This window comes from Achromobacter animicus (assembly GCF_902859585.1).
Lineage (GTDB): Bacteria > Pseudomonadota > Gammaproteobacteria > Burkholderiales > Burkholderiaceae_B > Achromobacter > Achromobacter animicus.
Window position 1 is genome coordinate 416,665 of record NZ_CADIJM010000003.1, and the last position, 20,840, is coordinate 437,504.

Here is a 20,840-nt window from a genome sequence, read left to right on the forward strand (position 1 = left end):
ACCGGAAAAAGCTAGGGGAAACCCGGCGCGGTCTGGAAAAGCGGGGAAAAGGCCGCTGCTACACTGCCGCCACGCACACTGTGGAGGCAGCAATGGCAAGGCCCGCCGGCAAGGTTGAGAAGAATTCGGAACAGGCGCCGGCCACGGCGCGCAGGGGCATCCAGTCGATCGAAGTGGGGTTCCGGATCCTGGACGTCATCCGCAAGACCGGCCGCCCGATGCCGCTCAAGGAAATCGCGGACGCCTGTGCGCTGACGGTGCCGAACGTCCACTACTACCTGGTGAGTTTTCAGAAAGTGGGCGTGGTGCAGCAGCACGCCGACACCGGCCACTACGGCCTGGGTCCGTATGCGTTGCGGCTGGGGCTGGCCGCGCTGGAGCAATTCGACGTGTTCACGACGGCGCGCCCGATCATGGCCGAGGTGGCCGCGGCCACGGGTCACACGGTGTTCCTGGGCGTGTGGGGCAACAAGGGTCCCACGATCGTCTACCGCGTCGAAGGCAGCCGCAGCCGGCCGCTGCTCGAATTGCGCGTGGGCACGGTGATGCCGCTGCTGTCGTCCGCGCTGGGCCGAAATTTCCTGGCGCACCTGCCCGATGCGCTGACCCGCGAGCTGCTGGAACAGGAGCTGGCCTCATCCGTGCCCGAAAGCCACGGCGGCACCGCCGGCAATGCCTACACGATGGCGGACGTGCAGGCCATTCGCGACGAAGTGCAGAAGCACCACATCAGCCGCTGCCGCCACGCGCTGCTGCCGCATTTCACGTCGTTGTCCGCGCCCATCTTCGACATGCTGGGCGAAATGAAGGCCGCCATCACACTGATGGGACCGGTCGGCGCGGTGGACGACGACCTGGAATCCGAAACCGCGCGCCTGCTCAGCGAAAAAGCCCGCTCGATCTCGGCGACGGCGGGCTGGGTGGATCCTGAGGCGCGGTAAGCGCTACCCCTCCGCCACGATCTTCGCGTCCTGGATTGTCTTCGCGTACTTCTGCTGTTCGCTCTTCATGAATTCGGCAAAGCGCTGCACGCCCCCGCCGCCGTCTTCCGCGCCCACCTGCGCCAGTTTCTCCTGCACGTCCGGCATCGCCAGCACCTGGTCGATGTCGCGGTTCATGCGCTGGACCATGGCGGCAGGCATACCGCCCGGGCCGACCATACCAAACCAGATGCTGGCCTCGAAGCCCGGGTAGCCCTGCTCGGCCACCGTCGGCACATTGGGCTGGCTCTTGGAACGCTTCTGCAGCGTCTGGGCCAGCGCGATGACCTTGCCGGACTGGATCAGCGGCGTGGCGGTGGTCATTCCTTCGAAGCAATATTGCACGTGGCCGCCCAGCAGGTCGTTCATCAGCGGCGCCGAGCCCTTGTACGGCACATGCAGCACGTCGATGCCGGCGCGCGCCTTGAAGATTTCCAGTGCCAGATGCTGCGCGGATCCGCTGCCCGCCGATCCGAACACGATCTTGCCGGGCTGCGCGCGGCATAGCTGGACGAGTTCGGGCAACGTCTTGGCCGGCTGGCTGGCGCCGCCGATCAAAATGGTGGGCGTCTTGCCGACCAGCGCGATGGGCGTGAAGTCCTTGTCCACCGAATACGCCAGCTTGGGCTGCAGGCCGGGCGCGATGCCATGGCTGTTCACGTGCGCCATCAGCAGCGTGTTGCCGTCGCCGGGCTGGCGGGCGACCTGCTCGGCCGCAATGATGCCCGCCGCACCCGCGCGGTTTTCGACGATGACGGGCATGTTCCACAGCGCGCCGAGCTTCTGCCCCAGCAGCCGGGCCAGCACGTCCGTGCCGCCGCCCGCGGGAAACCCCACCACGATCTTCACCGGACCGGAGGGCATGTCCTGCGCCCGCGCCGCCGACGGCAGCACAAGGGCCGCCCCCAGCGCCGCGGCGCTGGTCATGAATTGCCTACGTTGCATCGTTGTCTCCTCGCGCGCCGGTCCGACGGCCGGCAACTGGTTATGTGGAACTGCCTGCCGCTGTTGCATCCGGCCGTCTGACGCGGCCTGGATGCGGACCTTCGGGTACTACGCCTGCATGAACCGGCGCCGCTGCCGCATGTGCACGGCATGCAACCTTTGCGCGGCGCCGGTCGACGGGCCTAATGGAAGACGGGCCTAATGGAAGACGGGCCTAACGGGCGACGCGCGTCCACTTGCCGAAGCGTTCGACCATGCGCTCGTCAAAGCCGAACCCCAGACCCGGCTCCTGATGCAGAATCACGCGGCCCTGCTTGTGGGTCAGTTGGCGGTCGACCAGCTTGCGGAAGTTCAGGACCTGGTCATCCCAGAAGAATTCGACGTAGCGCGCATTGGGCGTGGCCGCGACCAGCGGCGCATGCACGTCGTGGAACCAGTGCGGGCACACGACCACGCCGTAGCTGGCTGCGGTCGCGGCGATACGCTTCCATTCGGTGATGCCGCCGCAGACCGCCGCATCCGTCTGCAGGATGCCCGCTGCGCCCTTGTCCAACAGTTCCTTGTGATACCAGCGGCCGTAGCCGATCTCGGCGGTGGCTATCGGCAGATGCGTCAGGCGCGCCAGCTTGGCGTGGCTGTCGATGTCGTCCGGACTGAACGGTTCTTCGATGAAGTACGGCTCGTATTGTTCGAAGCGGCGGATGTATTGCATGGCCTGCGTCACGTCCTGCCAGGCGTTATTGCAGTCCATCATCAGCTCGACGTCCGGACCCACAGCTTCGCGCGCGGCCTTCAGGCGCGCTTCTTCCTCGCGCGGCGACAGGCGGCCGGTCTTCATCTTGACGGCGCCAAACCCCTTGGCCACGTAGCTGGCCATTTCCTCGCCGAGATGCTGCGGGGTCTTGCCATCGAGGTAGTAACCGCCGCTGGCGTAGGCCGGCACGGATTCCAGTTCGACCGCGCCCAGGAACTTGTGCAGCGGCAGGCCCGCGGTCTTGGCGTTCAGATCCCACAGTGCGATGTCCAGCGCGCTTAAGGCGCGCATCACGGTGCCTTGGCGGCCTTGCAGCAGCGCTTCCTGGTACATGGACTGCCACAGCCCTTCGACCGCGTGCGAATCCTTGCCGAGCAGCACGGGGCCCAAGAGGCTCTGGACGGCGGCCTCGAAGATCGCGCCGCCGGCGCTGCCGACGTAGCAGAAGCCGATGCCCTCCACGCCATCGGTGGAGCGCACCTTGACCAGGCCGTAGTGGCGGGTGGACACGGTGCGGTTGGAAAACGAGGTGACTTTATCCAGAGGCACCGCCGCGGCGCATACGTCTATGGATTCAATGATGGGCACGGGTGGCTCCTTGAAAGCAGTGAAATCGACTGGACCGATCGGCGCGCCGCGCGTTGCCTGATCGCCTGGACGTATTCTTCTCCGGACCAAAGAAAACAACAATTATCTTCACGCATCTTTAGAATATGGAAAAACCATTTTCCGAAAAGGGCACGCGGCTTTGGATTCGCGCTTTCTACAGACCTATGTGCATGTGGTGGAACTCGGCTCCATCGCCCAGGCCGCCCGGCATCAGGGGCTGACACCGGCCACGGTGCAGCAGCGGTTGCGCACGCTGGAGGCGGATGTGGGCAGCGCACTGATTGCGCGCTCGGGCCGCACGGTCAAACCCACGCCCGCCGGCGTGCGCATCCTGGAACGCGCGCGCGCCATCCTGCGCGACGTGCGTGACCTGCGCTCGGCCGCGTCGGACACGGACCTGCCGGCTGGCCCCTTGCGGCTGGGCGCCACCCCCACCGCCTTGACCGGCATCATGCCGCCGGTGCTGCGCACGTGGGTGACCCAGCATCCGGGCATCGAGATCTACATAGAACCCGCGCCGACCACGCTGCTATACAGCAAGGTGCTGTCGGGCGAACTGGACGGCGCGCTGCTGGTGCACCCGCTGTTTCCCATTCCCAAGACCTGCGCGTGGCGCGACTTGCGGCACGAGCCCCTGGTGCTGGTTACCCCCGCCGACATGAAGGTCGACGACCCCTTGGCCGTCATCGTCCGGGAGCCGTATATCTGCTACGACCGCAGCGTGGTGGGCGGCAAGATGGCGGACGACTACCTGCGCGCGCGCAGCCTGCGTCCGCGCGTCCGCTTTGAACTGGACGGCATCGAATCCATTGCCAAACTGGTCGCCGAAGGGTTGGGTGTCGCGCTGCTGCCCGATTGGGCCAGTACGGGCACGCCGTCCGCGCACGTCAAACGCTGGCCGCTGCCCGAACCTTGTCCGGTCAGGACGGTGGGCGCGATCTGGTTGCGCTCCGGCGTGCGTTCGGAATTGATGCGGGCGTTTGTGGAATTGGCCGAGTCGCAACTCGGCCTGGGCGCCGCGGCCGCGCAGCGCGCCCGCTAGGCGATGGCGTCTTCGCCGTTGCGCGCCACGACCACGCCGCTGGACACCACCAGGCGCCGGGGCGTGCGCTGCACCACGGCTTGGGCAATGCAACTGGCGTCGGCCAGCACCAGATCGGCACGCGCGCCGGGGGCCAGGCCGTAATCCGCAAACCCGCAGGCGCGGGCTGCCGCGCGGGTCACGCATTCAAACGCCCACTCGATCTCGTCGTCGCGGCGCAGATCGTTGCGCAGTCCGATCAGCGCGGCGCGTTCCAGCATGTCCGGGCTGCCGTACGGCGTCCAGGTATCCCGGATGCCGTCGTTGCCGCCGAACAGCGTCACGGCCGCCTCGCGGCAGGCCCGCACTGCGGGCACTGGCCTCGACGCCGGCGCGGTGGTCAGCAGGGCCACGTCCAGCAACGCCAGCCGCCGGAGCAACCCGTCCAAACGAGCGGCGTCGAGGGCGCCCAGACAGAAGGCGTGGCTGATCACGACCTTGCCTTTCATGTCCAGCGCCTGCACCCGGTCAAGGATCAGCTCCAGCGTGAAGGCGCCGAGTTCGCCGGGTTCATGCAGATGAATGTCCACCGGCTTGCCATGCTTGTCGGCCAGGCCGAACAGCACGTCCAGGGATTTCACGGGGTCTCGGTCGATGGCGGATGGGTCCAGTCCGCCGAGCACGTCCGCCCCGCCGGCAAGTGCCTGGTCCAGCAGCTCGGCCGTGCCGGCACGGCCCAAGAGACCGGATTGCGGAAAGGCCACCGTCTGGATTTCGACGCGGCCGGCCAGCGCCTGCCGCGTGGCATGCACGCCTTCCAGATGCTTCAACCCGGCGTCGGTGTCGACGTCAACGTGGGTGCGGATCCGCGTCGTGCCCGCCCGCAGAAATGCGAGCGCCAATGCGTGCGAATGGCTGGCGGCGTCATGTGCCGTGGCGGCGCGCCAGTTGCGTTCGTTGTCGATGCGATCGGTGAGGGACGGTCCGACCTTGTTCACGTACCAGGCGGAACCCCAGGTCGTCTTGTCCAGATGGGTGTGGCCCTCGATGAGGGCGGGCAGCAGCAAGGCGCCACCGCCGTCTTCGACGTTTACGCCGGGATCGGCATCGAGACCCGGTCCGATCTGCAGGATGCGGCCGCCGCGCACCAGGACGTCAACGCCCTCGCCTTGTGCCGAGCGAACGTTCTTGAGGAGCAGATCCGCCATCTCAGACTTGAGGCGGCTCGATCCAGAAGAAGCGTTCGCCTTGCCGGACCATATCGGCGACGCCTTCGGCGCCGATGCGATAGTCCGTGCCCATGAGCGTGGCGCCGCCGTCTTCATGAATATGAATGACGGCCAGCGGGTCGTTGGCCATGGTGTACCAGTAGTACCCGGGCTTGAGATTGTGGAGGTCGGTAGTCATTCGTCGAGTATACAAATAACGCCCAGGCGTTTTCAAAAAGACAACACATATGAAGCGCCCTACCTGACAGGTAAGTCGTGACACGTCATACTCCGCATGCGGAGCTTGAGCAAGTCTCAAGCAGGTGGCACGTGCCGGCCCCGGCCATAACAGCAATAAGCGCGCAAGCGTTCATCGCGAGGGATACAGCTAGCACATGAAACGGCAGTTACTTCAATTCAGCGAACCGCTCAAGCAAGCCATTCTGGATGGCGCCAAGGTGCAAAGCCGGCGCATCCTCAAGCCGCAGCCGTCCAAGTTCACCACGGTCTGGTATGCGGACGCCGCGGATTCCGGAAGATGGGTGGCCATGGGACCGTCACCGGATAAGCCTTCCGAATTGCGCAAGACTTCGAGCTGGGTCAGGTGCCCCTATGGCAAATCGGGCGAAACCATCATCCTGGCCGATGAAGCGGGCTCGCCTTTTGCCAGTGCCGTCGTCGTGGGCGTACGCATTCAGCGGCTACAGAACCTGACCGAGGCCGACGCGCGTGCCGAAGGTACGCAGTCGCTTTATCAGAGTTCCGCGCTATTGCCGGGCGTGCCGCTGCAGACTGCGTTCGCGCTGATGTGGTGCGAACGTTATGGCGCACATGCGTGGGCGGCCAATCCCTGGGTGTGGGTGGTCGAATACCGCCAGACGACGCCTTACAACAAGTCGGACTACTAGCCGGCTGGTGTGCCGCAACAACACCGGTACGGCTGCACGCCTGGAGTTAGTGTCCAGCTGTAACTCCAACCCTCCGCTTCAGTTAATTCCATCCTATTTCAATCGACTTCAATCGCGAACTCCCCAGAGCGAGCGCCCGCTGCCGCAGTGCAGCAGGCGCACCCGCTTGAAAAAGGGGGCGGTTGCGGATTGTCGCCATTGCGGCCGGGATGCTTACGAATAGCTTGCGCAAACCGCCGAAAATAGCACCAACGAATACTCAACTTTGCTGCGGCTCGCAGCAGGCAGGTGCAAGATGAAAAAATGGCTTATTGCAGGTGTCGGTGCCGCGGGTCTGCTGATTTCCAGCGTCGCCCTGGCCCGCGTGGACGTTGGTATCTCCATCGGTGTTCCAGGCGTCGTCTACCCCGCACCCGTCTACGTGGCCCCGGCGCCGGTGTACGTCGCACCGCCCCCACCGGTGTATTACCGTCCTGCACCGGTTTATGTCGCGCCGCCCGTCGTTTATCCGGGGCCGGTGTATTACGGTGGCGGCCGTTATTACGACCGCCGCGAATGGCGAGGCCCGGGGCCCCGCCACGGCCATTACCGCGGCCACGGCCACGGCCACGGACATGGGCGCGACCGTCACTGAATATGCCCGGCGGCAAAAAGCAAAGGCCACTCTTGCGAGTGGCCTTTTTTTCGTCGGGGCAATGTCCGGTGCCCCGCGCGACGACCTGTCAGGCAGCGGGGGCCTGGACGGGTTTTGCGGCCAGCGAGGCCGGTTGTTGCAATACCGGTTTGGCCTTTTCATCGGCCCAACGCGGCGATTCCTGAACGAGATCAATCCAGCGGCGCGGCGCACTGGACGCCCGCCACCAACCATTATGCGGACGCATGAGCAAACTCCGGTTCACCGTTGAAACGCACACCATTGATGCCCTGAAACAGATGACGGCTTTCCTGTTCTGCTTCGTGCAATTCAGCGAAGGGCGGCTGTCCCGGAACGGTCCAGCATTTTTCGGGTGCGGTACCGCCAATTCGGCGGGTCCATATTTGCACCCGATAGCCCTGCTCGTCTTCCTTTGCCACAGAGCATCTCACACGAAAATCTCCAATCATTCTTGAAGTCATGGACAACTCCTTGTTATATAAGTGAATGAAGCGTGTAGAACGCCGGTGTATTGTGCCGTAACTATCCGGCCCTTTTATGCCAAATACACAATTGCTCACATCAAAAATCAAGCACTCACGCGAGCAAGATAGCGTTCTAAAACGACAGGAATATGTCGGCCATGATAAAAAAAAACGGAGCCCGAAGGCTCCGTCTTTTTATCAGCCATATGGCCGATGGACGTGCGGCAATATCAGGGCTTGAGTACCGAAATACCGCCCATGTACGGCTGCAGCGCTTCCGGAATCAGCACACTGCCGTCGGCCTGCTGGTGATTTTCCAGCACGGCGACCAACGCACGGCCCACCGCCAATCCCGAACCGTTCAGCGTGTGCACGTATTCCGGCTTGCCTTGGGCATTGCGGAAACGCGCCTGCATGCGGCGGGCCTGGAAGGTTTCGCAGTTGGACACCGACGAAATCTCGCGCCAGGTGTTTTGCGCCGGCAGCCAGACTTCCAGGTCATAGGTCTTGGCCGAACCAAAGCCCATGTCGCCCGTGCACAGCAGCACGACGCGGTAAGGCAGATTCAGCAACTGCAGCACGCGCTCGGCATGGCCGACCATTTCTTCCAGCGCGTCGTACGACTGGTCCGGTTGCGTGATCTGCACCATTTCAACCTTGTCGAACTGGTGTTGACGGATCATGCCGCGGGTGTCGCGGCCGCCGCTGCCGGCTTCGGAGCGGAAGCACGGCGTGTGGGCAGTGAGCTTGAGCGGCAGATCGGCGGCAGCCTGGATCGCGCCGCTGGCCACGCTGGTCAGCGTGATTTCCGACGTGGAGATCAGGTACTGGTCTTCACGCACATACGGCTTGCCCTGGTCGTCGACCTTGGGATCGTCATCGCCGCCGCCTTTGGAGACCGCGAACATGTCGTCCTTGAACTTGGGCAACTGACCCGTGCCGTACAGCGTCGAGGCATTGACGATGTAGGGGGTGTAGCACTCGGTATAGCCGTGGGTGCGGGTTTGCAGGTCCAGCATGAACTGCGCCAGCGCGCGGTGCAGGCGGGCGATGGGGCCGCGCATGAACGAAAAGCGCGCGCCCGACAGCTTGGCGGCCATGTCGAAGTCCAGGCCCAGCGGTTCGCCCAACGACACGTGGTCGCGCGCTTCGAAGGCCAGCGCAGGCGGGTTGCCGTCAGCCCCCGCTTCGCCAGGCAGCCAGCGGCGCACCTCGACGTTGTCGTCGGCGGATTCGCCCAGCGGCACGCTGGCGTGCGGCAGGTTCGGCACCGACATCAGCAGGTCGTTGAGCGGCTGCTGCAGCGCGGCCAGCTCTTCTTCGAGCTGCTTCAGGCGCTCAGGCACGGCCTGCGATTCCGCCATGACGGCGCTGGCGTCCTCGCCCTTGGCCTTCAGTTGGCCGATCTGCTTGGCCAGCGCATTGCGGCGGGCTTGCAGGGACTCGGTCTCGGTCTGGACGGCCTTGCGGCGAGACTCCAGGTCGTTGAACCGTTCCGTGTCGAAGGCGACGCCGCGGGTCTTCAGGCGGTCTACGACGGTTTGCAGGTCTTTGCGCAGCAGTATCGGGTCTAGCATGGTGAGGTCGGTGAGGTTGCAAAAAAGGTGGCGGGACTTTGCCCGTCACCGGTTCTTGGCGCGTTCCTGCGCGTCCAGCTCGCGCAGGAATGCCAGCTTCTGCTGGATTTTAGCCTCCAGGCCGCGATCGGTCGGCCGATAGAAGGAAGGCTTGAGTCCGTCAGGGAAATATTGCTCGCCCGCGGCGTAGCCGTGGGGCTCGTCGTGCGCATAGCGGTAGGCCTTGCCGTGGCCCAGCTGTTTCATCAGTTTGGTCGGCGCGTTGCGCAGGTGGATGGGCACCGGCGCGCTGCCGTGTTCCGCCGCGAACTTGCGGGCCTGGTTGTACGCGTTGTAGACGGCGTTGGACTTGGCGGCACACGCCATGTAGACCACGGCCTGCGCCAGCGCGAGCTCGCCTTCGGGGGAACCGAGACGTTCGTAGATGTCGGCGCCGTTCACCGCCAGGTCCGTAGCGCGGGGGTCGGCCAGGCCGATGTCTTCGACCGCCATGCGCACCAGGCGCCGCGACAGGTACTTGGGATCGGCGCCGCCGTCGATCATGCGGCAGAACCAGTACAGCGCCGCATCCGGATTGGAACCGCGCACCGACTTGTGCAGCGCGCTGATCTGATCGTAGAAGGCGTCGCCGCCCTTGTCGAAGCGGCGCAGATTCTGCGACAGGGAGATTTCCAGCCAGGCCGCATCCACCGTGTCGCGTCCGGCGGACTGCGCCGATTCGGCCACGACTTCCACCGCGCTGATCAGCCGGCGCGCATCGCCATCGGCCCAGGCGGCAAGCTGCTCGCGTGCGTCGGGTTCGATGCGGATCGCCGCGCCGTCGTCTTGTCCTTCGTTGAGCGCCTGCACGGCGCGGTCGACCAGCTGCTGCAGCTCTTCGGCCGTCAGCGACTGCAGCACGTAGACGCGTGCCCGTGACAGCAAGGCCGAATTGACTTCGAACGAAGGGTTTTCAGTGGTCGCGCCAATGAACGTGAACAGCCCGCTTTCGACATACGGCAGGAAGGCATCCTGCTGCGCCTTGTTGAAGCGGTGAACCTCGTCAACGAAAAGGATCGTGCGGCGGCCCTGGCCTTGCGCGATCTGCGCCACCGTCACGGCGTCGCGGATGTCCTTCACGCCACCCAGCACGGCCGAGATGGCGATGAACTGCGCGTCAAAGCCGTCGGCCATCAGACGCGCCAGCGTGGTCTTGCCCACGCCCGGCGGCCCCCAGAAGATCATGGAGTGCGGACGGCCGGATTCGAAGGCGACGCGTAGCGGCTTGTCAGGTCCCAGCAGATGCGACTGGCCGACCACGTCGGCCAGGGTGCGGGGACGCAGGCGTTCGGCCAGGGGAACGTAAGGCCGATGCGCAGGATCGGCCGCGAAGAGATCGTTGCTCATTGGCAGCAGATGAAGGAATACAGCAAGGATTTCAAGCCTGCATTACACCATGTCCGGCTCGGCCCCCTTACCTGCCAGCCGCCCCGCTCGGCGGCAGCACGCCAGGCCTACGCCAGTTCGGGCGGACCGAACCGTCGGTTGGCCAGCACGGGCAAGACCTTGCGGGCATGGGCCAGCCGTTCGGGGTCAATGTCCGCAAAGACCAGCGCAGGCGCTTCACCGGCCCGCGCCGTGACCACCCCCAGCGGATCCACGACCATGCTGCACCCGATATTGCGTTCGCCGCATTCGCCAGTAGCGGCGACGTAGCAGGTGTTTTCCAACGCCCGCGCGGTCACCAGGACCTCCCAGTGCATTTCCTTGAGCGGACCGCGCACCCAGGCGGCCGGGAGCACGAGCAGGTCGGCGCCGTCCAGCGCCAGCCGGCGGGCCAGTTCGGGAAAGCGCACGTCGTAGCAGGTCATGAGGCCCACGCGCAGACCGCCGATATCCAGCAACGGCGGGATGTCGGTGCCGGGGGTGACATTGGTGGACTCCTTCATGGTGAAGGCGTCGTACAGGTGCAGCTTGCGGTACTGCGACAGGATCTGGCCGTCGCGGATGGTGACCAGCGTGTTCCACACGCGGCCCTCGCCCGTCGGCACGTGGACGCACATCATCGTGGCCAGGTCCGAACCGCGGCTGGCGTCGAGCAGGCGGGTGATGAACGGGCCATCCAGCGGCTGCGCGGCCTTGAGCACGATCTGCGGGTCGGTGATGTCGCGGGCCAGGATGCCTTCGGGCAGAACCAGCAGCCCCGCCCCGCCGGCGCGGGCGCGTTCCATCAGGTCCACGCAGACCTGCGCGTTTTCTTCCCAGACGCGGCTGACGGCGAACTGGCCCAAGGCGACTTTCAGCATGGCTTTTCCTTTGTCGAAGCACGGGCGCGCCCTGTGGGGCGCGCAGCATGGACCTATTTTCCCACCGTCGGCGCGGCCGGGGCTACGGGAAACTCCTAGCTCCCGCTTGTAAATTTCTTTCACGATAATGAAAAAAATCAGTTTTGACGTAAATATTTTCCATACCGGACCGCCGCCATGACCAACTCCTCCTCCCCCGCAGCGCCGCTGGACGTGAACGGCAAAGGCCTGGGCGCGTTTCCCGAGTCCTGTACCACCGCCGACGTGGCGGCGCTGAACTGGAATCTGCTGAACGAAGACGTGAGCCTGCCGGTGGCCGTGCTGTACGAAGCGCGTGTGCGCCACAACCTGCAGTGGATGCAGCAGTTCATGGAGGCCTATCACGTCAAGCTGGCGCCGCACGGCAAGACGACGATGAGCCCGGCGCTGTTCAAGCGCCAGATCGACAACGGCGCCTGGGGCATCACGCTGGCCACCGCGCCGCAGGTGCTGGCGGCCTACCAGCACGGCGTGCGCCGGGTGCTGATGGCCAACCAGCTCGTGGGCCGCGCCAACATGGCCATCATCGCGCGACTGCTGCAAGACCCCGCCTTTACGTTCTTCTGCATCGTGGATTCGGTCGCCAACGCCGCGCAACTGGGCAAGTTCTTCGGCGACGAGGGCAAGGTGCTGCCCGTGCTGATCGAACTGGGTCCGGCCGGCGGACGCACCGGCGTGCGCGATGACGCACAGTTGCAGGCCGTGGCCGACGAGATCGCCCGCTGGCCCGGCCTGGCGCTGGCCGGCATCGAAGTCTACGAAGGCGTACTGCAGGAAGAAGGCGCCATCCGCGCGTTTCTGCGCCGCGCCACCGATGCGCTGCGCGGCCTGGCCGCCGCGGGCCGGCTGCGCAAGAACGGTCCGGCCATCATCTCCGGCGCCGGTTCGGCCTGGTTCGATGTGGTCGCCGAGGAATTTTCGCAACTGGACATCGGCGGCGCCCTGGAAGTGGTGCTGCGTCCGGGTTGCTACCTATCGCACGACGTGGGCATCTACCGCACCGCCGCCGAGCGCATCAATGCGCAGAACCCGGTGGCGCGCAAGATGGAGCCCGGCTTGCAGCCCGCCTTGCAGGTCTGGGCCTACGTGCAGTCGCTGCCCGAACCCGGCCGCGCCATCATCGCGATGGGCAAGCGCGACGCCGCCTTCGACGCGGGCCTGCCCACTCCCGCCCTGCTGTACAGGCCCGGCTCGGTGCAGCCCGGCGCCGCGCCGTCGCACTGGAAGCTGTCCGCGATGATGGACCAGCACGCCTTCATGCAGGTGGGCGACGGCGACGACATCCAGGTCGGCGACATGATCGCCTTCGACATTTCTCATCCCTGCCTGACGTTCGACAAATGGCGTCAGGTGCTGCTGGTGAACGAGCACTACGGCGTCACCGGCGTGGCCGAAACCTTCTTCTAGTCCCCCAGCCCGCGGCACCGCGCCAGGCCCCAAGGGGACCGCAGCATCCGGGCACCGGCGCGCATCCGATTTCACGCGACAACCTGTTTCTGTTCCTCTGGAGAGAGAATCATGAACTTCCGTACCTCCCGGCGAGGCGGTGGGCTGAAGAGCCTGCTCGCGGCCGGCGCAATTGGCTTGACCGCTTTGTCGACCCCCGCCCTCTGTGCCACGCCGGTCAAGGGAGGCACGATCTCTGTCGCCACCATCGGCGAGCCGCCGACGCTGGACCCGATGACCAGCACGGCCGACCTGGTTGGCATCCTGACCCAGCACTTCTTCGAGACGCTGTACACCTTTGACGCCAAGTGGAACCTGACGCCGCTGCTGGCCGACAAGATGCCGGAAGTGTCGGCCGACGGGCTGGTCTATACGATCCCGCTGCGCCAGGGCATCACGTTCCATGACGGTTCGAAGATGGATTCGTCGGACGTGCTGGCGTCGCTGAAGCGCTGGACCGAGACCGCCACGCGCGGCAAGATGGCCGCCAAGATCATCAGCGCCATCGAGGCCCCGGACGCCAACACGATCCGCATCACGCTCAAGCAGCCGTACGCGCCGCTGACCGCGCTGCTGGCCATGAACAACAGCGCCGCGGTCGTCATGCCCAAGGGCAAGATCGCGCCGTCGCTGACCGAATTCATCGGCACGGGCCCCTACCAGCTCAAGGCCCGCGTTCCCGACCAGTACGTGCAACTGGTGCGCTTTGACGGCTACAAGCAGCGCGAAGGCGAGCCCAACGGCTACGGCGGCGCGCGCAAGCAATACCTGGACGAGATCCGCTTCGTGCCGGTCAGCAACGCCAATACCCGCGTGGAAAGCGCGGTGGCAGGCCAGTTCGACTACGTGGACTCGCTGCCGGTGGAGTCGCTGCCCAAGCTGAAGAACGGCCGCTCCGATCCGGTCATGCTCAAGCCCTTCGGCTGGCCGCGCCTGGTGCTCAACACCAAGCAGGGCATCATGTCGAACCAGGCCGTGCGCCAGGCGGTGCAGCTGGCCCTGAACGAAGAAGACATGCTGTTCGCCGCGTTCGGCGACAAGAACTTCTACAAGCTCAACGGCGACCTGTATCCGGAAGGCTTCCCGTGGGCCACGTCGCTGGGCGGCAAGGTCTACAACAAGGGCGACGCCGCGGCGGCCAAGAAGCTTGTCGACAGCGCCAACGTGCAGGACCGCAAGATCCGCATCCTGACCAGTCAGCAGTACGAGTTCCATTACAAGATGGCGCTGGTTGCCGCCGAATACCTGAAGGCCGCCGGCTTCACAGTGGACATGCAGGTCGTGGATTGGGCCACGCTGACGCAGCGCCGCCAGGATCCGGCCGTGTGGGACATCTTCATTACCCACAGCCCCTTCCTGCCTGAACCCGCGCTGATCGACTTCCCGTCCAAGGACGCGCCGGGCTGGTGGGACACGCCGCGCCGCAATCAGGTGCTGGACGCCTTCAACCAGGCCGGGTCGCAGGAAGAGCGCGTCAAGCGCTGGGCCGATGTGCAGCAGGCCGTGTACGACGAAGTGCCGTTCATCAAGGTGGGCGACTTCAACGCACAGGCCGCGCGCTCGCCATCGCTGCAAGGCACGCAGGCGGTGCCGTGGCCGTATTTCTGGAACGCCTGGAAGGCGGCCAAGTAAGCCCCTGCCCCGGCGGGCGGCCGCAGCCGCCCGCCACCGCAGACCGCGCGATCCGCTCGCGCCCACGAGAATGATTTCCAGGACTCCACCGTGTTGCGTTATCTCTTGAATCGGCTGGTCGGGCTGGTGGCCGTGATGTTCATCGTCGCGACCATCGTGTTCGTCATCATCCGCCTCACGCCCGGCGACCCGGCCGCCGTGATGCTCGGCCCGCAGGCCAGCCAGCAGGACATCGCCGCCCTGCGCGCGCAGCTGGGGCTGGACGAGCCCGTGGCGATGCAGTACGTGTCGTGGCTGGGCAAGCTGCTCCAGGGCGACCTGGGCCAGTCAATCTTCATGAACAAGCCGGTGCTGGCGGCGCTGGCCGACCGCGCCGAACCGACGATCCTGCTGACGCTGATGTCGCTATTGATCGCCAGCGCCATCGCGCTGCCGGTCGGCATTCTGTCGGCGGTCAAGCGCGGTACGACGCTGGACCAATCGGTGCTGTCGTTCTCGATGTTCACGTCCAGCGTGCCCAGCTTCTGGCTGGGGCTGCTGCTGATGCAGGTGTTCTCCGTGAAGCTGGGCTGGCTGCCGGTGGCCGGCTATGGCGGCCCGGACGCTTCGCTGGCCACGCGGCTGTCGCACCTGATCCTGCCTGCGGTCGTGCTGGGACTGGTGAATTCGGCGCTGATCACCCGCTTCATCCGCGCCAGCATGCTGGACGTGCTGCGCGACGACTACGTGCGCACGGCGCGCGCCAAGGGCCTGCCGGAACGCAAGGTCATCCTGAAGCACGCGGTGCGCAACGCGCTGATTCCGATCCTGACGGTGCTGGGCCTGACCACGGCGCTGCTCATCAGCGGCGCGGTGGTGACCGAGACCGTGTTCGGCCTGCCCGGCGTGGGCAGCCTGGTGGTGTCGGCCGTGCTGCGGCGGGATTATCCGGTCATCCAGGGCGCGCTGCTGATCATCGCGGCCATCTATGTGCTGATCAATTTGTTCATCGACCTGCTGTATCTGGTGGTCGACCCCCGCGTGCGTTACTGAGCCATCGACATGACGACTGCAACTTCCATGAATCCCGGCTCGGACCGCTGGCAGGTCCTGCGCCTGCTGGTGTCGCGCAAGACGGTGCTGATCAGCCTCATCGTGATCGTGGTGCTGGCGGCCGCCGCGCTGCTGGCGCCGTGGATCAGCCCCTACGACCCGTTCAAGCTGTCCATCATGAACCGCCTGAAGGCGCCGGGCGCCGCGCACTGGTTCGGCACCGACGACTTCGGCCGCGACGTGTTCAGCCGCGTCATCCACGGCGGACGGCTGTCGCTGATGGTGGGCTTTTCCGTTGTCATCCTGTCCAGCGTGCTGGGCATTGCGCTGGGACTGATCGCCGGGTTCTTCCGCACCGCCGACAAGTTCGTGTCGCGGCTGATCGACGCGATGATGGCGTTCCCGGACATCCTGCTGGCGATCTCGCTGGTGGCCGCGCTGGGCCCGTCGCTGGTCAACGTGGTGATCGCGCTGGGCATCGTGTACACGCCGCGCCTGGCGCGCATTGTGCGCGCCTCGACGCTGGTGATCCGCGAGCTGCCCTTTGTGGAAGCGGCCCGCGCGCTGGGCGTGCCCACGTGGCGCATCGTCACCGTGCACGTGCTGCGCAACCTGGTGTCGCCCATCCTGGTGCAGGGCACCTTCATCTTCGCGTACGCCATCCTGGCCGAGGCGGGCCTCTCGTTCCTGGGCGTGGGCGTGTCGCCCGACATTCCGACCTGGGGCACCATGATCAACGCCGGCCAGCAGTACATGGGCTCGGCCGACTGGATCATGATCTTTCCTGGCATCGCCATCGTGCTGTCCGTGCTGTCGCTGCAACTGGTGGGCGACGGCCTGCGCGACGTTCTCGATCCGCGCCTGCGCAAGGAGCTGTAAACATGACCGCAAGCACCCGAGACATCGTGCTGTCGGTGGAAGGCTTAAAGACCTGGTTCCACAGCCGCGACGGCATCGCCAAGTCGGTGGACGGCGTCACCTTTGACCTGGCCCGCGGCGAAACGCTGGCCATCGTCGGCGAATCCGGTTCCGGCAAATCCGTGACCAGCCTGTCCATCATGGGCCTCTTGCCCAAACCGGCCGGCCGCATCGAGGCCGGCAGGATCCTGTTCCGCGACCGCCAGGGCGTCCAGCACGATCTGGCGCACGCCACGCCGTCCACGCTGCAACGCATCCGCGGCGCCGAGATCGCGATGATCTTCCAGGAGCCCATGACCAGCCTGAACCCGCTGTACACCGTGGGCGATCAGATCGCCGAGGCAGTGCTGCAGCACGAAGGCGGCTCGCGCGCGGCGGCATTGAAGCGCGCCCGCGAGATGCTGGAGCGCGTGGAGATTCCGGCGGCCGACCGCCGCGTCAACGAATACCCGCACCAGATGTCGGGCGGCATGCGCCAGCGCGTGATGATCGCGCTGGCCCTGGCGTGCAACCCCGCGGTGCTGATCGCCGACGAGCCCACCACCGCGCTGGACGTGACGGTGCAGGCACAGATTCTGGACTTGCTGCGCCGCCTGCAGGCCGAGATGAACATGAGCATCCTCTTCATCACGCACAACCTGGGCGTGGTGGCCGAGATCGCGCATCGCGTGGCCGTGATGTATGCCGGCCGCGTGGTCGAGGACGCCGGTGTCTACGACCTGTTCGAAAAGCCCACGCATCCCTACACGCGCGGCCTGCTGTCCTGTCTGCCGACGGCCGCGCTGCTGGCGTCGGGCGAACGTCTTCGCGCCATCCCGGGCAACGTGCCCAGCGTGCTGTCGCTACCGGCAGGCTGCACGTTTGCGCCGCGCTGCCCGCTGGCCGCGGACGACTGCCGCGCGGGCGTTCCCGACCTGGTGACGGTGCAGGCCGAACACCGCGCCCGCTGCATCAAGGTGAACCCGATATGACGAGCATTCCGACTCCCCGCGCCGCCGAGCCGCTGGTGCGCATCGACGACCTGAAGGTCCACTTTCCGACCTCGCAGGCGCGCAACGCCCCCGTCGTGCGCGCCGTGGACGGCGTGAGCTTCGACGTGCCGCGCAACACCATCGTCGGCCTCGTCGGCGAATCCGGTTCGGGCAAGACCACGACCGGGCGTGCGCTGCTGCGCCTGTTTGCCCCCACTGCCGGCCGCATCGTGTTCGACGGACAGGACATCACCACGCTCAATGAAAAGCAGATGCTGCCGTGGCGCCGCCGCATGCAGATCGTGTTCCAGGACCCGTACGCCAGCCTGAATCCGCGCATGACAGTGGCCGAGATCCTGGGCGAGGCGCTGGACACGCACAAGCTGGCGCAGAACCGCCGCGCCGAGCGGATCGGCGAACTGCTGGAACGCGTGGGCCTGAATGCGGACCACAGCCGCCGCTATCCGCACGAATTTTCCGGCGGCCAGCGCCAGCGCATCGGCATCGCGCGCGCGCTGGCGGTTGAGCCCGACTTCATCGTGGCCGATGAACCCGTATCCGCGCTGGACGTGTCGGTGCAGGCGCAGGTGCTGAACCTGCTGCAGGACCTGCAACGCGACCTGGGCCTGACCATGCTGTTCGTGGCGCACGACCTGGCCGTGGTGGATTACCTGTGCGACGACGTCGTGGTGATGTACCTGGGCCGCGTCATGGAGCGCGGGCCGACCAGCGAGGTCTACGCCCGCCCCCGCCATCCCTACACGCGCGCCCTGCTATCCGCCGCGCCCGTGCCGGATCCGCGCGCCCCGCGTTCGCGTATCCTCCTGAAGGGCGATATCCCGAGCCCGGTGAACCCGCCTTCCGGCTGCGTGTTCCGCACGCGCTGCCCGCACGCCATCGACGCCTGTGCCGCGGCCGTGCCGCCGGCCGTCAGCGTCAGCGCGGACCATTACGTGTCCTGCATCCGACTCGACGATCCCGCGCTCGCGGCCTGAGCCCGCCCGAATTGATCCAGGAATCACACATGAACATCATCCGCGACATCGTCTTCCAGATACGCAGTCGGCGGGACGCATTGAGCGTGACCGAACGCAAGGTGGCCGACGCCATTCTGGACGACATCATCTGGAGCGCCAGCGCCACGGTGGACCAGCTTGCCGCCAAGGCCGGCGTCAGCATCGCCACCATCTCGCGCTTTGCGCGCACGGTGGGCTGCGACGACACGCGCGACCTGAAGATGAAGCTGGCGCAGGCCAGCACGGTGGGCAGCCGCTTTCTGGATCCCAGCGCGCCGGCCGAAGAAAGCACGTTTTACGCCCGCATCTACGCCGACATCGAAAGCACGCTGCGCGCGCACCTGCCGGCCTTCACCGAGCAGCTGTTCGAAGCGGCCGCGTCCATCGTCGATGGCGCACGCATGATCTATGTCTTCGGCATGGGCGGCGCATCCGCGGTGCTGGCGCAGGAAGTGCAGTCGCGCCTGGTGCGGCTGGGCTATCCCATCGCCGTCTACAGCGACGCCGTGCTGCTGCGCATGGTGGCGGCAACCCTGGACGAGCGCGACGCCGTGCTGGTGCTGTCGGCCTCGGGACTCACGCCTGAAATCGTGGGCGCCGCGCGCATCGTGAAGCAGTACCGCGCCAGCATCGTGGCCATCACGGACGCCTCGTCCGAACTGGCGAAACTGGCCGACGTCGTGCTGCCCATCCGCACCGACGAAACCGACTTCATCTACAAGCCCTCCGCCTCGCGCTACGCGATGATGCTGGCCATCGACCTGCTGTCGACCGAACTGGCCATGCTGAACCAGGAAGAAAACCGCGAACGCCTGCGCCGCATCAAGCTGGCGCTGGACGAGCACCGCGGCGGGCCGAACCGCCTGCCGCTGGGCGATTGATCTGGAAACCAAGATGTACGACACCCTCATAGGCAACGTCCGGATTCTGGACGGCTCCGGCGGCCCGGAAATCCGCGCCAGCGTGGCGCTGGAAGGCGGCCGCATTGCCGCCATCGGCGACCTGCCCGGCGCCCCTGCGCGCCAGATCATCGACGGCACCGACCTGGCGCTGGCGCCCGGCTTCATCGACGTCCACACGCACGACGACACCAACGTCATCCGCACGCCGGACATGCTGCCCAAGCTGTCGCAGGGCGTGACGACGGTAGTCGTGGGCAATTGCGGCATCAGCGCCTCGCCGGTGACGCTGCGCGGCGATCCGCCCGACCCGATGAACCTGCTGGGCAAGCGCGAGGACTTCCGCTACACCACCTTTGCCGACTACACCCGCGCCATCGAAGCCGCGCAGCCCGCCGTTAACGTGGCCGCGCTGGTCGGGCATACCGCCTTGCGCAGCAATCACATGGACCGGCTGGACCGGGCGGCGACGCGGGAAGAAGTGCTGGCGATGCGCGAACAGTTGCGCGATGCGTTGGCGCACGGCGCGATCGGCCTGAGCACGGGCCTGGCCTATGCGTCGGCGTTCGAGGCGGATACGGCCGAGGTCAAGCTGCTGGCCGAGGCGTTGGACGAGTTCGGCGCGCTGTACACGACGCATCTGCGCTCGGAGTTCGCCGCCATCCTGGAGGCCATGCAGGAAGCCTTCGACATTGCCCTGCATGCGCGCGTGCCGGTGGTGGTGTCGCACCTGAAATGCGCGGGGGCCGGCAACTGGGGCCGCACGAAAGAGGTGCTGTTCGCGCTGGAGAACGCGGGGCGCATGCAGCACGTGGGTTGCGACTGCTATCCGTACTCGGCCAGTTCGTCGACGCTGGATCTGAAGCAGGTCACTGACGAATTCGACATCGACATCACGTGGTCCGAGCCGCATCCGGAACAGGCGCGCCGCAAGCTCGCGGCCATCGCGGCCGACTGGGGCGTGACCTTGCTGGAGGCGGCAAAGCGGCTGCAACCGGCCGGTGCGGTGTATCACAACATGCACGAGGACGACGTGCGACGCGTGCTGTCGCACCGCCTCACGATGGTCGGATCAGACGGCCTGCCGAACGATCCCATGCCGCATCCGCGCTTGTGGGGCGCCTTCCCGCGCGTGCTGGGTCATTACAGCCGCGACGTAGGCCTGTTTCCGCTGGCCCAGGCCGTGCACAAGATGACCGGCCTGTCTGCCGCCCGCTTCGGTTTGGCCGAGCGCGGCTTCGTGCGCGAGGGTTATCACGCTGACTTGGTGCTGTTCAACCCCGACACTGTTATCGACAGCGCCACTTTCGCTGAGCCCGTACAGACTGCGGCGGGCATCGAGGCGGTGTGGGTCAATGGCGTCCTGTCCTACCGCAAGGGCCAGGCCACCGGCGAGCGCGCCGGCCGTTGGCTGCCGCGCAGCGGCGACCTGCGAAAGTCTTACCCCGATCTTTCGGCCGCCTGACTGCGGCGGCATCCGG

20 protein-coding genes are annotated in these 20,840 nt (G+C 66.0%); 12 read left to right on the top strand and 8 right to left on the bottom strand.

All coding sequences use genetic code 11. The features are described 5' to 3' along the window. Positions 1-92 precede the first annotated feature (92 nt). Positions 93-941 (top strand): IclR family transcriptional regulator, encoded by an 849-nt coding sequence (locus tag HV681_RS11025; protein WP_175123119.1) that lies wholly within the window; start codon positions 93-95, stop codon positions 939-941. A 3-nt stretch (positions 942-944) separates the two neighbouring features. Here the strand turns inward: HV681_RS11025 and HV681_RS11030 are convergent, their stop codons facing one another. Beyond that, positions 945-1,925, bottom strand: a complete 981-nt coding sequence (locus tag HV681_RS11030; protein WP_175123120.1) for a Bug family tripartite tricarboxylate transporter substrate binding protein — start codon at positions 1,923-1,925, stop codon at positions 945-947. 214 nt (positions 1,926-2,139) lie between these two features. Continuing rightward, positions 2,140-3,267 (bottom strand): mandelate racemase/muconate lactonizing enzyme family protein, encoded by a 1,128-nt coding sequence (locus HV681_RS11035; protein ID WP_105237620.1) that lies wholly within the window; start codon positions 3,265-3,267, stop codon positions 2,140-2,142. Positions 3,268-3,427: 160 nt separating this feature from the next. On the opposite strand from HV681_RS11035, the gene HV681_RS11040 reads away from it, so the two are divergent. Beyond that, positions 3,428-4,330, top strand: coding sequence for a LysR family transcriptional regulator (locus HV681_RS11040; RefSeq protein WP_175123121.1), 903 nt, complete (start codon positions 3,428-3,430; stop codon positions 4,328-4,330). Here HV681_RS11040 and HV681_RS11045 read toward each other — a convergent pair. Both HV681_RS11045 and HV681_RS11050 read right to left on the bottom strand, forming a co-directional pair. Next, positions 4,327-5,517 (bottom strand): amidohydrolase family protein, encoded by a 1,191-nt coding sequence (locus tag HV681_RS11045; protein WP_175123122.1) that lies wholly within the window; start codon positions 5,515-5,517, stop codon positions 4,327-4,329. The genes HV681_RS11040 and HV681_RS11045 overlap by 4 nt on opposite strands. A 1-nt stretch (position 5,518) precedes the next feature. Beyond that, a complete protein-coding gene (locus HV681_RS11050) occupies positions 5,519-5,716 on the bottom strand; it encodes a hypothetical protein (RefSeq protein WP_056568607.1) in 198 nt (65 codons plus the stop codon). Positions 5,717-5,912: 196 nt separating this feature from the next. Here HV681_RS11050 and HV681_RS11055 point away from each other — a divergent pair, with 196 nt between their 5' ends. Both HV681_RS11055 and HV681_RS11060 read left to right on the top strand, forming a co-directional pair. Continuing rightward, entirely contained in the window at positions 5,913-6,425 is a 513-nt protein-coding gene (locus tag HV681_RS11055) for an ASCH domain-containing protein (protein WP_175123123.1), read from the top strand. 295 nt (positions 6,426-6,720) lie between these two features. Beyond that, positions 6,721-7,059, top strand: a complete 339-nt coding sequence (locus tag HV681_RS11060; RefSeq protein ID WP_175123124.1) for a virulence factor — start codon at positions 6,721-6,723, stop codon at positions 7,057-7,059. Between the two features lie 233 nt (positions 7,060-7,292). On the opposite strand, the gene HV681_RS11065 is transcribed toward HV681_RS11060, so the two are convergent. The 4 genes from HV681_RS11065 to HV681_RS11080 all read right to left on the bottom strand — a co-directional run bounded on the left by HV681_RS11065 (position 7,293) and on the right by HV681_RS11080 (position 11,406). Further along, entirely contained in the window at positions 7,293-7,541 is a 249-nt protein-coding gene (locus HV681_RS11065; protein WP_175123125.1) for a hypothetical protein, read from the bottom strand. A gap of 233 nt (positions 7,542-7,774) precedes the next feature. Further along, entirely contained in the window at positions 7,775-9,121 is a 1,347-nt protein-coding gene (gene serS / locus HV681_RS11070) for a serine--tRNA ligase (protein WP_175123126.1), read from the bottom strand. Between the two features lie 45 nt (positions 9,122-9,166). Next, the gene (locus tag HV681_RS11075) at positions 9,167-10,507 is read right to left on the bottom strand and encodes a replication-associated recombination protein A (RefSeq protein ID WP_056568621.1); all 1,341 of its coding nucleotides are present in this window, start codon (positions 10,505-10,507) and stop codon (positions 9,167-9,169) included. Between the two features lie 107 nt (positions 10,508-10,614). Then, positions 10,615-11,406 carry a deaminated glutathione amidase gene (locus tag HV681_RS11080; protein ID WP_175123127.1) on the bottom strand — a complete coding sequence of 264 codons (792 nt, stop codon included), beginning with the start codon at positions 11,404-11,406 and terminating at the stop codon, positions 10,615-10,617. 177 nt (positions 11,407-11,583) lie between these two features. Here HV681_RS11080 and HV681_RS11085 point away from each other — a divergent pair, with 177 nt between their 5' ends. From HV681_RS11085 to HV681_RS11120, 8 genes are all read left to right on the top strand, one after another. Continuing rightward, the gene (locus tag HV681_RS11085; RefSeq protein ID WP_175123128.1) at positions 11,584-12,852 is read left to right on the top strand and encodes an amino acid deaminase; all 1,269 of its coding nucleotides are present in this window, start codon (positions 11,584-11,586) and stop codon (positions 12,850-12,852) included. Between the two features lie 111 nt (positions 12,853-12,963). After that, positions 12,964-14,523 carry an ABC transporter substrate-binding protein gene (locus HV681_RS11090; protein ID WP_175123129.1) on the top strand — a complete coding sequence of 520 codons (1,560 nt, stop codon included), beginning with the start codon at positions 12,964-12,966 and terminating at the stop codon, positions 14,521-14,523. A 90-nt stretch (positions 14,524-14,613) separates the two neighbouring features. Beyond that, on the top strand, positions 14,614-15,555 hold the full coding sequence (locus HV681_RS11095; protein ID WP_175123130.1) for an ABC transporter permease: 942 nt from the start codon (positions 14,614-14,616) through the stop codon (positions 15,553-15,555). 9 nt (positions 15,556-15,564) lie between these two features. Then, positions 15,565-16,434 (top strand): ABC transporter permease, encoded by an 870-nt coding sequence (locus HV681_RS11100; RefSeq protein ID WP_056568629.1) that lies wholly within the window; start codon positions 15,565-15,567, stop codon positions 16,432-16,434. A gap of 2 nt (positions 16,435-16,436) precedes the next feature. Further along, on the top strand, positions 16,437-17,444 hold the full coding sequence (locus HV681_RS11105; RefSeq protein ID WP_175123131.1) for an ABC transporter ATP-binding protein: 1,008 nt from the start codon (positions 16,437-16,439) through the stop codon (positions 17,442-17,444). Beyond that, positions 17,441-18,439, top strand: coding sequence for an ABC transporter ATP-binding protein (locus tag HV681_RS11110; RefSeq protein ID WP_056568635.1), 999 nt, complete (start codon positions 17,441-17,443; stop codon positions 18,437-18,439). Before HV681_RS11105 ends, HV681_RS11110 begins: the two co-directional genes overlap by 4 nt. 29 nt (positions 18,440-18,468) lie before the next feature. Then, positions 18,469-19,341, top strand: a complete 873-nt coding sequence (locus HV681_RS11115; RefSeq protein WP_175123132.1) for a MurR/RpiR family transcriptional regulator — start codon at positions 18,469-18,471, stop codon at positions 19,339-19,341. A 13-nt stretch (positions 19,342-19,354) separates the two neighbouring features. Then, on the top strand, positions 19,355-20,824 hold the full coding sequence (locus HV681_RS11120) for an N-acyl-D-amino-acid deacylase family protein (protein WP_175123133.1): 1,470 nt from the start codon (positions 19,355-19,357) through the stop codon (positions 20,822-20,824). Positions 20,825-20,840 lie beyond the last annotated feature (16 nt).

Coding starts and splice junctions, on each gene's coding strand:
- HV681_RS11100 (WP_056568629.1), top strand. CDS start 15,565: ATGACGACTGCAACTTCCATGAATCCCGGCTCGGACCGCTGGCAGGTC.
- HV681_RS11055 (WP_175123123.1), top strand. CDS start 5,913: ATGAAACGGCAGTTACTTCAATTCAGCGAACCGCTCAAGCAAGCCATT.
- HV681_RS11050 (WP_056568607.1), bottom strand. CDS start 5,716: ATGACTACCGACCTCCACAATCTCAAGCCCGGGTACTACTGGTACACC.
- HV681_RS11085 (WP_175123128.1), top strand. CDS start 11,584: ATGACCAACTCCTCCTCCCCCGCAGCGCCGCTGGACGTGAACGGCAAA.
- HV681_RS11105 (WP_175123131.1), top strand. CDS start 16,437: ATGACCGCAAGCACCCGAGACATCGTGCTGTCGGTGGAAGGCTTAAAG.
- HV681_RS11030 (WP_175123120.1), bottom strand. CDS start 1,925: ATGCAACGTAGGCAATTCATGACCAGCGCCGCGGCGCTGGGGGCGGCC.
- HV681_RS11075 (WP_056568621.1), bottom strand. CDS start 10,507: ATGAGCAACGATCTCTTCGCGGCCGATCCTGCGCATCGGCCTTACGTT.
- HV681_RS11080 (WP_175123127.1), bottom strand. CDS start 11,406: ATGCTGAAAGTCGCCTTGGGCCAGTTCGCCGTCAGCCGCGTCTGGGAA.
- HV681_RS11115 (WP_175123132.1), top strand. CDS start 18,469: ATGAACATCATCCGCGACATCGTCTTCCAGATACGCAGTCGGCGGGAC.
- serS (WP_175123126.1), bottom strand. CDS start 9,121: ATGCTAGACCCGATACTGCTGCGCAAAGACCTGCAAACCGTCGTAGAC.
- HV681_RS11110 (WP_056568635.1), top strand. CDS start 17,441: ATGACGAGCATTCCGACTCCCCGCGCCGCCGAGCCGCTGGTGCGCATC.
- HV681_RS11045 (WP_175123122.1), bottom strand. CDS start 5,517: ATGGCGGATCTGCTCCTCAAGAACGTTCGCTCGGCACAAGGCGAGGGC.
- HV681_RS11090 (WP_175123129.1), top strand. CDS start 12,964: ATGAACTTCCGTACCTCCCGGCGAGGCGGTGGGCTGAAGAGCCTGCTC.
- HV681_RS11060 (WP_175123124.1), top strand. CDS start 6,721: ATGAAAAAATGGCTTATTGCAGGTGTCGGTGCCGCGGGTCTGCTGATT.
- HV681_RS11025 (WP_175123119.1), top strand. CDS start 93: ATGGCAAGGCCCGCCGGCAAGGTTGAGAAGAATTCGGAACAGGCGCCG.
- HV681_RS11065 (WP_175123125.1), bottom strand. CDS start 7,541: ATGACTTCAAGAATGATTGGAGATTTTCGTGTGAGATGCTCTGTGGCA.
- HV681_RS11120 (WP_175123133.1), top strand. CDS start 19,355: ATGTACGACACCCTCATAGGCAACGTCCGGATTCTGGACGGCTCCGGC.